Genomic DNA, 12872 nt, shown 5'->3' with positions numbered 1-12872 from the left:
CGATTTGTCCTGCTTCGCAGTGAGAACTAAATCGGGTTTTGGTCCACATCAGAAACCAGGTCTCGTAATGAAGCAGATCGCTTATGGGGTTTTTACTTGGGTATTTCTTCAAGTACGCCGCAAAATGGAGGGTTTATTTGCTTGGGTGTTTCTTCAACTCGAAAGCGAGAACTATCAAGACAGAAAACTAATGAAACTTATCCGCAAGGTATTTTAAAAAATAATGATTTACTTTTTGACAGGGTACGTTGCTTTTGAAGAGTTTGTACTGAAGTTTCTACCGGTGAGCGATATTGTCTACTCCTATTTAAGGTTCTTCGGAGAATTACTCATCTATATCGCTTTTGGAAAGCTTGTCATTCATAAGCTCCATAAAGGTATCCCTTTCGTCAAAACAGCGATTGATTTGCCAATTATCGGGTTTTATACCGTTGTTCTGCTCTCAATATTGGTAAACAGGTCTCCCTTGATGGGCAGTATTTATAATATCCGACCATTTGCACGATATATTGTGCTCTTCTATCTCGTCGCAAACTCTTCCCTGTCAGAAGGAAAGATTACAACGTTTTTACGCATAATCCTCGGTGTCGGCATCTTCCAACTCGCGACGGGTCTCATTCAGTGGGTAGGGGGGCCTGCAGCGTTTGATTTCTTCCTGCCGCGTGAGTCAACGCTCGGTATCGCTGGGTTTACGAAAGAATACAGATTGCTTGAGATCGGCAGAGAAATTGGGAGTATCTACGGGACTTTAGGCGACACCGTGATTTACGGTATCTTCATGATTCTTGTTCTCATTGTCTATCTATCTCGTGTCCGACAATTGGAGTATCTAAATCTACTCGGTGCAGCACTGCTATTTTTCTTTATTGCGCGTTCGTATTCGCGCGCTGCTACTTTCTCCGCGCTACTTGCTGGTGGCGCGTGGTATTATTTCCATTATGGATGGAAAAAGACGCTCCAATTAGCATGCGCGACCGTGTTAGTCTTCGGTCTTTTGTTGGCAGTCGTAAACCCGTTTGGCCTTGAATACATAAACCCGCGCAAAGCAAGGGTCGGACTCGTCGGCAACGTAACAGGTGTATTTTCAGGTTCCTATGTCCGTATCGCACAAAAACAGCGACTTGGGTCGTTAATTGGGAATGTCCCAACAGTCCTCGTAAACAAACCTATCTTGGGCTATGGTGCAGACCAGAATTCTACGATTGAGGGACTCAATATGAGTAAACGATCGTTCCTTCTGAAAATACTCAGTAAAAGCGGCTTCAAGGATGTATATTGGGTTGCGATCCTCTGTTTCTATGGGCTATTGGGTCTCGGTTTCTTCGCCTTAATATTTTACCAACTCTTTCGCGCCGCGCTCAACCTTTACAAGAGATCCATCAGTACATCATCTGTTATAGAGCGCGGGCCGCCTGCTTCGCGCGTAACACAGCGGATCGCAATCATCATGCTCTGCCTCGTTGCTGTTACCGTATTCCTGCTTTTTTTTAATCGAACCCTTGAATACCGGGGCTACGGTTTTTACTTCTGGCTCTGCGCAGGTCTGATGTTCGCCAGTGATCGGGCACTGCCAACCTATAGGCCTTTGAAGATAACACTATGAAGTTTTTTATCCGTATGCTATTAGAAGTTTCCAGTTTCCAGTTTCCAGTTTCCAGTAAGAAAGTTGCGAAGTGTGCTAAAGTGCCTAAAGTTTTGAAGTTAGCAACTTTACTGGGGAAACACCCAAGCAAAAACACTTTCGCACACTTTACAGACTTCTTTAACTGGCTACTGGCTACTGGCCACTGGTTACTGGTCTTGATAATGGTGTTTCTGAGTGTCGGATGTGAAAAGGAAAAGCCGTTGCCTGATATACTACGTTTAGAAGTGGATACACGCAACGCACGGCCACTTCGCCACGCGCTTTACGGCTTCAACTCAAACATGATCAGTGGTGATTACGGCTATCTTGATCCCGATTTCGTTGAATTAACCAAAGTGCTTGCCCCAAAGACCTTGCGGTTTCCCGGCGGTACAGTCGGAAATTTCTATCACTGGGAACCGGGCGGCTTTTTTGAGAGTGAAATGGCATCGACTCTGAATGCGAGACTGAATCAACGCAATAAAGGAAATTACGTCAAACTCCAAAGACGGCGGAACGGTAAAATTCTTTTCGACGATTTTATGCAATTGTGTAACACACTAAATATAACGCCTGTCGTCGTTGTAAATTTATGGACAGGTAGTCCAGAAGAGAGTGCTGCGTGGGTCAATTATGCCAAAGACAAGGGATACGAAGTTAAACATTGGGAACTCGGCAACGAGTACTATCTACCGCACTATCTTAACAAATATCCTACCGTGGCAGCCTACATAGCGGAAGCCAAGAAACATGCCGCAGCGATGAAAGCCGTTAACCCGAAAATAAAAATATCTGTTTGTGCTACGCCGATCGGATTCCACAAAGAGGGTTGGTTGGTAAAAACACAGCAACGGGAATGGGATAAGGGACTCGCAGAGGATACCAGTTTTTATGATGCCTACACTGTTCATGTCTACGCGTACAAGGCTGTCCGAAAAAAAGAGATCGAGGAGATGCGAGGTTACCTGATGGGGTGGATTCACTTTGCTGTCCCGGAGGCACTTGCGTACTATGAAAAATTGTTTCCAGATAAAGAGATGTGGATAACTGAGTGGAACATTGCTAATCCTGCCAACCGTGTTGCGAATACCCAACTCCATGCAATGTACGTCGGCGACTTTTTTCTAAAAATGTTAACGATGCCTAATATTACACAAGCGAACTTTCATGTTATTGCTGGTCCCGGCAAAGGATTCCCTGTGTTTTCGCCGATAACACCTCCGAAATCCGGCACCTTTTGGAAATATGGGGGTGAACCAGAATCGGATTTCGGAGACACAATCCGCCGTGCTGTCTATCCAGCTTTTCAGCTTATCGGTGAAGCATTCTCGTCCGCCGACACACAGTTCACGCTATCAGTCAAAAGCCTATCTCTGCTGATGGGAGCTATGGAATATCAGGGGAAACAGATGCCCGGTATTCAGGCACAAGTGATCGGCGGAAAAGCGGCAGAGCACCTTGTTATTCTCATCAGTAATCGCGCAAGCGAACAGCACACACCACAACTTTTCATTGATGGCAAACACTATAAAGGCAGCGTTACCTATCGTTATGTTGCCAATGAGAGGCTTAGTGCCACGAATGGAGGCAATGCCGAGATGGAGGGATCCGGTGAAATCGAAGTCCGTATCCAAGAATGGGCTGGAAAGGCAACAGAATTCACTGTACCTAAAAACAGTTTCGGAATCCTGAAGATAAAGAGGTGGAGAAGTAACCAGTAGCCAGTAACCAGTTAAAGACGCAAGCGTAACAGTAAACCTTCTTTCTTAACTGGAAACTGGAAACTGAAAACTGATACAAATGATATTTGTTGTAGGGAATAGTCGCAGTGGCACAACCATGATGGGACGTATATTGGGGAGACACCCAACTGTTTACACCCTCGGTGAACTCCACTTTTTTGGTCAATTATGCGCGCCACCATTTTCATCGGAATTGGATGAGAAAAACGCAGAGGAACTTGCTTCCGAGTTGCACTGTATTCAACGCGAGGGGTATCGTACACATGGAAGCTCGCGTCGATTCTTAGACGAGGCACAAGCGTTTCTTGAGCGTTTAACTACATATCCAGATACATCGGCATCTCTCTTTGAAACCTTTCTCTACCATGAAGCAGCTGAAAACAATAAAACTATACCTTGTGACCAAACGCCGCGTAATGTCTTTTACATTGCGGATATCCTTGAGCTTTACCCAAACGCACGGATTATTAACATGATTCGAGACCCGCGCGACGTACTACTATCCCAGAAAAGGAAGTGGAAACGCCGATTCCTTGGTGGAAGTGATCTGCCTATAAAAGAAATGCTTCGTGATTGGATGAACTATCATCCGATAACCATCAGCCACATCTGGCGGACTGCTGTTAACGCAGCGGATCGGTTTCTACAGCATGACCGGGTTATTTCTATCTACTTTGAGGAACTTCTCATGCACCCTGAAACGACAGTCAAGTCCATCTGTGATTTTGTAGGTATTACTTACACCGATGAGATGCTCCGAGTGCCGCAAGTCGGCTCTTCCGTCGCCGAGGATCAACCTCAGCAACTCGGTATCAATCCGCATCGAGCACACAGTTGGCAAAAGGGTGAACTCAGTTCCGCTGAAATTTACCTCAACCAGACGATAACTGCGGTCCTAATGAGGAAACATAACTATACACCTGTGTCAATAAGACCTAATATCGCGAGTTTAGGACTTCACCTACTCACGTTTCCCATGAAATTAGCGGGAGCATTTTTCTTTAATCTGGACCGGATGAAAAACATCCGTGAAACCCTACAAAGAAGGCTGTAAGGCTTGTCAGTCGTCAGAGGATTAGTTAACAGTTACCAGAACTCTCTTTTACTGTTAACTGTTAACTGGCTACTGGACACTCTTTAACTGACAACTGATAACTGAAAACTATTTGCTATGATTGCCCAAATTAATCCGAATTATATCAAAACGCGTCCAATGAAAGCACTAACCCGCTTCATTAGTTATGCCCTTTTTGAAGGTCGCCCTGTAACCACAAAAGGGCGCTGGATCAATCCACTTGTCTTTTCTCTTTTAAAAACGGTTTCCACGAATAACCGAAAATATAGACCGATTAAAAAACCGATCTTTATCTTAGGTACCGGACGCAGCGGCACCACAATACTCGGCATCGTGTTTTCCATGCACAAAGAAGTCGGTTACCTCAATGAACCGAAAGCGATATGGCACCTCATTCACCCACATGAAGACATCATCGGAAACTACAGCCGAAACGAAGCACAGTATCGTCTCACCGCCGATGACGCAACGGACGGAATGCATCAACGCGCCGCTCAGATGTTCGGTGCTTATTTGACAGCAACTCGTTCAAGACGCCTCGTTGATAAATACCCGGAGCTTATCTTCAGGGTAGATTTCGTACGCGCCCTATTTCCCGATGCGCGTTTTATCTTTCTCGTGCGAAACGGTTGGGATACCTGCCATTCAATTGCAAACTGGTCGAAGCGGCTCGGTGGCGAAGTCAATAGCGAAAAACATGACTGGTGGGGCGTAAATGATCGAAAGTGGCAACTCTTAGTCGAACAACTCGTTAAAACAGACTCACTTTTCGCTGAGAGTGCCGATGAGATTAAGCATTTTGAGCGACATCTTGATAGGGCAGCCGTGGAATGGATACTCACTATGCAAGAGGGGTTACATTTAATGCAAGCCTCGTCTGATTGTATCCATCTCGTTCGTTTTGAAGATTTAACATTAAACCCAGACAAGACCCTCACGGAATTATGCGACTTTTGCGAACTGTCAGTAGACGGTAAATTCAGTGAGTATGCAAGGCAGACCTTGCATCCGGTACCCGCCAGAAAACCGTTTGATGTTCATCCGAAAATTGCCCCTATTTTCCATGACACAATGGGAAAATTAAGGTATGATAGTTAGGTGCACTTTTTAACATGAGTGGACTGTCAAAATAGAATAACTATATAAATTCACAGTTTATTTGAAAAGGAGTTAAGATGAGATCACTGACGCTATTGATTGTGTTGATACTTTGCGCATCTGTCTTGCTTACCGGGTGTGACCGAGGGATGGAACAACCAATCATGGAAATTATCACCCCTCCGCAGAGCTCATTAGAAAAAGCACAAGTGGCAATGGAAAAAGTCAATGAAAGACGCGCAGAAGCACATCAAAAAGGTGAAGAAACAGGTGATTTTTCTACTGTATTCACTGTCTCTGAGGACATCTTTAGAGAAGAACTTGGTTTTAGAAAGGGACTTTGGGTTGGTTTGGTGGATATATATCGCCAAGAAAACCTTGAAAATGCTGAGTTGTTGGAAGGGTTTGAAAACCTCCAAGATACCTTTGTTGAAAAACTGAAAGCGGGCACACTTGAAATGTTTTACTTTCAGTACATCGGAGCCTTTGACGAGATAATCATTGAATATCTTCGTCTATCGTTTGAATTCCCTGAAAAGAATGAGGAAGAACTCCTTCTGCTATTCAGGGAATCTGTGAAAGATCAAAAAGTGACTATAGTATTTCCATAGGAATCATTTAGGTTGGACCAAAATATATGATAGTTTTACGGAACCTGTTAATTACCTATCTTGCAATGTTGCTATTAGCTTCCGCGCTAACAGAAGCCTCTTCACTGATTAACGTTCCCCTTAACCCAGATCTTTCTGATTTTAATCGTGAAACCTATCGCTTTGTGCATCGTTTACTTAATAAGCGAGTTTTACCCGGTATACGGCGTGGTTCCCTACCGCTTACCCGAAAACAGGTGGTATCCTATCTGCTCGAAGTACATCGGAAGCAGAAAAACGGCGAAATCGAATTGAGTGCTATTGATCAAGCACGGTTAAACGCCTTGTTAACGTTTTACCGTGAAGTTCGCGAGTTTCCGAAAATTGCTACCGCAAACGGTGGTACGGCTACAATCCAAAGCCAGTCTAACGGGCGATTGCACCTGATGACAATGGCAGGTGAAGACTATCGTTTCTCCTTCGATCTAAGAGCCTCTCAACGTACTATTACACACCTTGTTGATAATATATCGAGGGAGCAGCCTGTTGAAGGCAACATGTTCGTTACCACTATCTATCCGCACCTTTATGGACAGGTGGGGGAAACGTTTGCCTTTACCACTGATATAGCGCATCGGTTCGTGTACGGTGAAATCTTTGAAGATTTTTTCCCTGACGAGACGAAAATTAGACAACTGGAAGGCAACCTCAAAAATCGGACTGCTATTAACGGTTATATGAAGTTCGACTTGCCGTGGCTTGAGTTGCAGCTCGGACAAGAGACGCTTCAGTGGGGACCTGGCTATCATGACAGCCTGTTAATCTCCAAAAACCCGTTGGCGATGGACATGATCAAATTGCAAGCCACCTACGATCCTGTCACCTTCACCGCATTTACCGGCGTATTAGAGGATATGGCGGAGGACATCAATGATAAGTATATTTCAGGGCATAGGGTAGAGGGGTATTTCTGGAATAGATTCGGCTTTGGGCTTTCCGAAGTCGTCGTTTATGGGGATCGTTTTGAACCGGGTTATCTGAATCCGGTCAATATTTACTTGATTAACGAGCAACCAATTTCGCGGGCAGATGGGCGCGTCCCTGGCAGTGGGGACAACGTTCTTATGAGTGTTGATATGCGTCTTCGCCCTATAGACAATTTTGAAATTTATGGCGAACTGATGGTTGACGATGGGAATCCTGCCGCTAATTTTAAGCATTGGGATACCAAGTTCGGCATCTTAGGCGGCATATACCTAACGGATCCTTTTGGCATCCCAGATACCGATTTCCATGCTGAGTACGCCTTTATCAACCAATATGCATATACACATGTAAACCCCGTGAACGTCTACAAACACTTTACTACACCTATTGGGCATCAGATCGGTTCCGATGCTGATAACTTGTGGCTGGAATTACGTCGCCGGTGGACAGATAAACTTGAAACGGTTTTCGGGTATGAATTGGAGCGTCACGGAACGGGCAATATTGATAAGGAACATCCGCCTGACGCGCCAAAAGATGACGTATGGACCCCTTTATCTGGGATTACACAAAGTGAGCATCGTCTCTCAGTCGGGGCTAACTGGGTTGTTATTGGACGTTATTCAATCTATGCGGAGTGGACTCGTGTATGGCGGCGAAACTTAGGGAATCGTTTAGATGTACACGAAAATGCCAATGAAATCGAAGCCAAATTCCTCTCCCGAATTCCTTGGTAAAAATAACGTAGGTTTGGCTCCTTTCGGTCATCAAAGCCGATAAAACGATGTTTTAATAAAAAGTGAAGATTTATATCCTTCTTATCATCAAAGGTGGTATAACGTTGCTTTGAGGTGTCCCGTCGTCAAAAGAAATTGGACTTTCGCGCCTAAAATGGGTATAATATATACAGGACCCTTTGATTTGCAACGTGTATTGGGACGAGGTAAGAAAAAAGGATGAGAATTCGGGTATTGGGCATACGCGGGCTTCCCGCCACTTATAGTGGATTGGAAACGATCATGGGGGAACTCGCCCCGCGCTGGGTGGAGGCTGGGCATGAAGTCATTGTCTACTGTCGGAAAGCACTTTTCAAAGAGAGACCTGCAGAATGGAAAGGCATCAAACTCGTTTACTTACCCAGCATAGAGCATAAAATGTTTAGTACCCTCAGCCACAGTTTGCTCGCAACCCTACACGCCTCTGTTACCCCGTCTGATGTCATCCTGACATGGAATGCTGGTAACGGACCTTTTGGATGGTTCTTCCGCATCGCAGGTAAAGCCGCTGTTATCAATGTTGATGGGATGGAATGGCTCCGTCCAAAATGGAAAGGCATCGGGGCAGTTTACTTCAAATGGGCGGCAAAGATGGCAACGGCAGCGTTTCCACTTGTCATTACCGATGCGTCTGAAATGAAACGGCTCTACCTTGAGGAATTGGGCGCAGAAACGACCTATATCGCTTACGGTGCAAACATTGAGCCTTCGGAGCATCCAGAAGTTCTGGAAGCTTATGGGCTTGAACCCCGGAATTATTATCTCATTGCCAGCAGGCTTGTGCCGGATAACAATGCTGATCTCATTTTGGAGGCGTTCGTTGCCGCGAACAGCGAAAAACAACTTGCTATAGCAGGTGGGGCTGATTACAAAGGTAACAAACTCGAAAACGAATTTTTGACAAAATTAAAAAATATTGCTAACGAAAATGTCAAATTCCTCGGGCATATTGATAGTTCTGAACACATTAAAGAACTTCATCATCACTGTTTTGCCTATATTCATGGGCATCAGTTTGGCGGTATTAACCCTTCCATTCTGAAGGCATTAGGGTTTTCCAACTGCATTCTGGCATTGAATACGCCCTTCAACGATGAGGTTTTGGACGGTGGGCGTTACGGCGTACTCTTTGACAAAAACGTCGCCTCGCTCACAGAGAAAATTCAGATGTTGGAACAGCATCCGGAACAGGTTGAAAATTTCCGGCGACGCGCCACAGAACAGATCCGAAACCGATTCAACTGGGAAAATATCGCACAGCAATATCTTGATGTTTTTGAGAAACTCCAGCAGAGTTAACAACGTTTATTAATTATAAACGCTCTGAGAATTTCGTCAAAACAACACATAGTCGTGTAAATCTACGTCTGAGATTAAACTGCAATCAGAGGAATTAACCTTGCCATTCCTATCAAGAAGCATCGACCAGATAGGAAAAGATGCGGACGAAACGAACCAGCATCGCGATGAAAGTTTAACGGCAAGTTTTAGCTTGCAAGCTTCGCCAAAAATACTAAAAATAGGGACTCTAGTGGAACGACTCTCCTCTTTCTACGCAAAGCGTGGCAAACATTTGTTTGATGCGATCGCTGCATTTTTCCTTATCATTATTTTTGCCCCGCTGATGGGATTGATTGCCATTCTTATTAAACTCACCTCATCCGGTTCTGTCTTTTTCTCTCACAAGCGGATTGGATTAAACAACGAACTGTTTATCATGCACAAGTTTCGGAGCCTCCATGTTGATACACCGTCCTATTCAGAGAAACCGGATGCGATGGATGATGAACGCATTACACCGATCGGCAAATGGCTCCGTAAAACGAGTTTAGACGAGTTACCGCAGCTTTTTAATGTCCTGAAGGGTGAAATGAGCCTCGTAGGCCCGCGACCAGAGATGCCTTTCCTCGCTAAACATTATGAACCGTGGGAAAATCAACGCCACCTCGTTCGTCCGGGAATGACCGGACTCTGGCAGCTCAGTCCTCACCGACGAGGCACAATCCGAGATGGCATTTCTGTTGATCTTGAGTACATTGAAAATCTATCTTTCTGGAACGATTTCAAGATACTCCTCCGCACCTTCAAGGTTTTTTGGGATAGTAACACCTACTAACGCAATGAAGTTAACCCTTGGAGTCCTCAGTAGGATCCTGCGACGCGGTTTTCGGCTCAAATGCCCGCGGTGTGAGAACGGGGCTCTGTTTCAAACCTATTTCAAAATGTTTACCCATTGCCCAACCTGTGATTTAAAGTTTGAACGGGAATCCGGCTATTTTATTGGTGCAATGTACCTCAACTATGGGGCGACCGTCCTCATTGCTTTTCCGAGTTATTTCCTCCTTGAAACCTTCACTGCTATCCCTTTCTTTGTCAATTTAGGTGTCTGGGCACTCTTTTCTGCGGTTTTCCCTATTTTTTTCTATCGTTATTCAAAAAGTCTGTGGCTGAACTTCGATTACATCTTTTCATCTTAGGGTCCATTGATGAAAATTCTTAGAACCCCTAATCTCTACCGGTGTTGTTCAAGTTCATCGAAAACCCGATTTTGACAACGGAAAAATCGGAGCGAAAACCCGATAGTTAAAAATCACCTTGTGAAGATCTGTCCACGTGTGTAGGAACTGGCATCAGAGGCAAGGAAGGTAAGTACTCGAGCGACACCAGCTGGGTCCCCGAGTGAATTGCGGGCATTTGCCACAGCCGCATCTGGATCTTGCCCATCACGCTTCGCTGATTCCGCAATTTGTCCTAATTTAAGGGGTGTTGCTAATCCCCCAGGGCAAATAGTGTGCATGCGAATGCCCATTCCCCCAACTTGGTTTTCTACCGTCATTACAAGTCCATTGACCCCACCCTTACTGGAAGCGTAAGCAACCGAAGAACTCCCACCACGAACACCTGCTCCTGATGCAATACACAGAATGACACCGCCGTTCTCTCGTCCCATTATCGGCACAGCGTGTTTTAGCGCGAAAAAAGTACCTTTGAGGTTCACGTCGATAACTGAGTCAAAAGTCGCCGCTTCAAAGTTATCAATGCGAACGCTCGGTCCGCGCAGGACACCTGCTGAAGTTACTAACGTGTCAATCCCACCGAATGCCATATCAGCCGTTGCCATCAAATCCGCCACCTCAGTTTCTGCTGTGACATCCGTGCGTTGGAACTTCGCAGTCCCGCCATTTTCAATGATTGTGCTAAGCGTTTTTTCAGCATCTTCCTCATTAATATCACCGAAGACAACTTTCGCGCCTGCTTTCGCATATTCAATCGCTGTTGCTGCACCAATCCCCGTAGATCCACCAGTAATCACGGCTACTTTATTATTCAGTTGAACATCCATATTGTTTATTTCCCTCCTTGTTCCGCTATAAAAGAGTTCCGAATCACGACAATCTATTCATTTATAGTAGATCCCGTAATTACTTATGCACTTTCCTCGTTATATGAACTTGTGAATGTGTGTTTCACAGAGGCACAGGAAACCAACAGTTTCCTATGCTATAAGTGTAAACATATTTTCGGATTTTACTATAACGGCAAAAGCAATCTCTGGGTCTGGACAACCCTATGCGTTTGGTAGGAAAGATTATACGTGGAATGCCGTGATAGCGCAAGCCTTTTTTGTGTTGACGCTAACAGCAAGCACCAGTATCGGAATTATGTTATACGTGGAATTGTTTAGTTTTTAAACTGGAAACGATAAGGAATACGGAGGCGTTGGCTGACAACGACTTTGCCCTGTTTCGCTGGCACGAATTGGGACGCTTTGAGTGCCGCAACTGCCGCTTCTTCACACCCTAAGCCGCTAACTTCAACGACTTTGACAACTTTGATATCTCTCGCTACGCCGTCTATGCCTATTGTTGCTTCGAGGACAACGAGACCTTGTTTGTGCGAAAGACGGGCAGATTCAGGATATATCGGATCAACTTTGCGGAAGAATTTGGCATTTTGTGTTGGTTCGTTTGGAAGCACAGAGACCATTGGAAGTTCTGCAGTTTGGGTGCTTGCAATAGCAAGTGATATGGATGTCCACTCTGGGCGCTGCATCCGTTTCGGTGTAAAGCGTGTCGGTTGTGAAACATTGGCTGCTGCCAGACGCGGAGGTGAACGGTACTGGAGTAGGTGCTCATCTTCTATCCCAACTTCTACCGGAGCCGTTTGGTGAACAGCGGAAACTGGGAGTGTATCAACAACGAATTGCAGTTCATTTTCCCGGATGTGAGCAACCTCTATAGGTGACTCAATACGCGGAGGCTGTGACCGCAGCATATCTGATTGCATTAGTTCTGGGGTCTTGAGCCGACGTGGCGTGTGCAAAGTTTTTTGAGCCTTCGGGAACGAGACAAACTCTGCAATGATCGCATCGCCATACTTGTCCGGTGTTCCAACAATGGACAGCGAAGCAATTCCTACACCCATCAGGTGAAGGCAGATAGATAAAACTATAGACTTGTTCATAAATTGGATGGCGTTGTTCATAATTTAAACACCTGCTTGCGAACTTCACATCGGTAATCAGTGCCTAACACAGCGGGGACGTATACTTTGACGCTATTTCTATAGGCAAAACGAGTATCTATACTAAATATAGTAGCAAGATTCGTGCCAATCTTTTGGACGAAATGACGAAATATTTAAAGCGCGCGAAAAAACTTGCAATTTCCCAATATTAATGGTAAAATTTTAAAATGGAATGGTCGGATTCAGGCAAAATTTCAATGAGGAGGAATACCCCATGGAAGTGAGAATTGAATACTGCACCTCTTGAAACTACAAACCACGGGCAGCCAGTTTGGCAGATGCCTTAAAAGAAAAGTATGGTGCAGAAGTTGCGAAAGTTGATCTAATTCCAGGCAGTGGTGGGGCTTTTGAAGTCTCATTAAACGGCACGCTACTCTACTCGAAGTTAGAAACTGGACAGTTTCCAACAACCGAGCAGGTAGCAACTGCAATAGACGCGGCATAGTTTGAATC

The 12872-nt window shown here is 45.0% G+C and carries 11 protein-coding genes; 9 read left to right on the top strand and 2 right to left on the bottom strand.

Going from position 1 to position 12872, the window contains the following annotated elements:
* Positions 1-223: 223 nt before the first annotated feature.
* From OXH00_18085 to OXH00_18050, 8 genes are all read left to right on the top strand, one after another.
* Positions 224-1603, top strand: a complete 1380-nt coding sequence (locus tag OXH00_18085; GenBank protein MCY3742928.1) for a hypothetical protein — start codon at positions 224-226, stop codon at positions 1601-1603.
* The gene (locus OXH00_18080) at positions 1600-3345 is read left to right on the top strand and encodes a hypothetical protein (GenBank protein ID MCY3742927.1); all 1746 of its coding nucleotides are present in this window, start codon (positions 1600-1602) and stop codon (positions 3343-3345) included. The genes OXH00_18085 and OXH00_18080 overlap by 4 nt, the downstream gene beginning before the upstream one ends.
* A gap of 79 nt (positions 3346-3424) precedes the next feature.
* Positions 3425-4420, top strand: a complete 996-nt coding sequence (locus OXH00_18075; GenBank protein MCY3742926.1) for a sulfotransferase — start codon at positions 3425-3427, stop codon at positions 4418-4420.
* Between the two features lie 117 nt (positions 4421-4537).
* On the top strand, positions 4538-5539 hold the full coding sequence (locus tag OXH00_18070; GenBank protein MCY3742925.1) for a sulfotransferase: 1002 nt from the start codon (positions 4538-4540) through the stop codon (positions 5537-5539).
* Between the two features lie 149 nt (positions 5540-5688).
* A complete protein-coding gene (locus OXH00_18065; GenBank protein MCY3742924.1) occupies positions 5689-6150 on the top strand; it encodes a hypothetical protein in 462 nt (153 codons plus the stop codon).
* A gap of 26 nt (positions 6151-6176) precedes the next feature.
* The gene (locus OXH00_18060) at positions 6177-7853 is read left to right on the top strand and encodes a hypothetical protein (GenBank protein ID MCY3742923.1); all 1677 of its coding nucleotides are present in this window, start codon (positions 6177-6179) and stop codon (positions 7851-7853) included.
* 219 nt (positions 7854-8072) lie between these two features.
* Positions 8073-9191, top strand: coding sequence for a glycosyltransferase (locus OXH00_18055; GenBank protein ID MCY3742922.1), 1119 nt, complete (start codon positions 8073-8075; stop codon positions 9189-9191).
* Between the two features lie 100 nt (positions 9192-9291).
* Positions 9292-10008, top strand: coding sequence for a sugar transferase (locus OXH00_18050; protein MCY3742921.1), 717 nt, complete (start codon positions 9292-9294; stop codon positions 10006-10008).
* Between the two features lie 474 nt (positions 10009-10482).
* Here OXH00_18050 and OXH00_18045 read toward each other — a convergent pair whose 3' ends face one another.
* Complete coding sequence (locus OXH00_18045) at positions 10483-11235, bottom strand: SDR family NAD(P)-dependent oxidoreductase (protein MCY3742920.1); 753 nt, start codon at positions 11233-11235, stop codon at positions 10483-10485.
* Between the two features lie 338 nt (positions 11236-11573).
* A complete protein-coding gene (locus OXH00_18040; GenBank protein MCY3742919.1) occupies positions 11574-12377 on the bottom strand; it encodes an energy transducer TonB in 804 nt (267 codons plus the stop codon).
* 256 nt (positions 12378-12633) lie between these two features.
* Here OXH00_18040 and OXH00_18035 point away from each other — a divergent pair, with 256 nt between their 5' ends.
* Positions 12634-12864, top strand: a complete 231-nt coding sequence (locus tag OXH00_18035) for a SelT/SelW/SelH family (seleno)protein (GenBank protein ID MCY3742918.1) — start codon at positions 12634-12636, stop codon at positions 12862-12864.
* Positions 12865-12872 lie beyond the last annotated feature (8 nt).

This window comes from Candidatus Poribacteria bacterium (assembly GCA_026706025.1).
Taxonomy (GTDB): domain Bacteria; phylum Poribacteria; class WGA-4E; order WGA-4E; family WGA-3G; genus WGA-3G.
The sequence above is the reverse complement of the archived record's forward strand: the minus strand, read 5'-3'. Positions and strand labels throughout refer to the sequence as shown.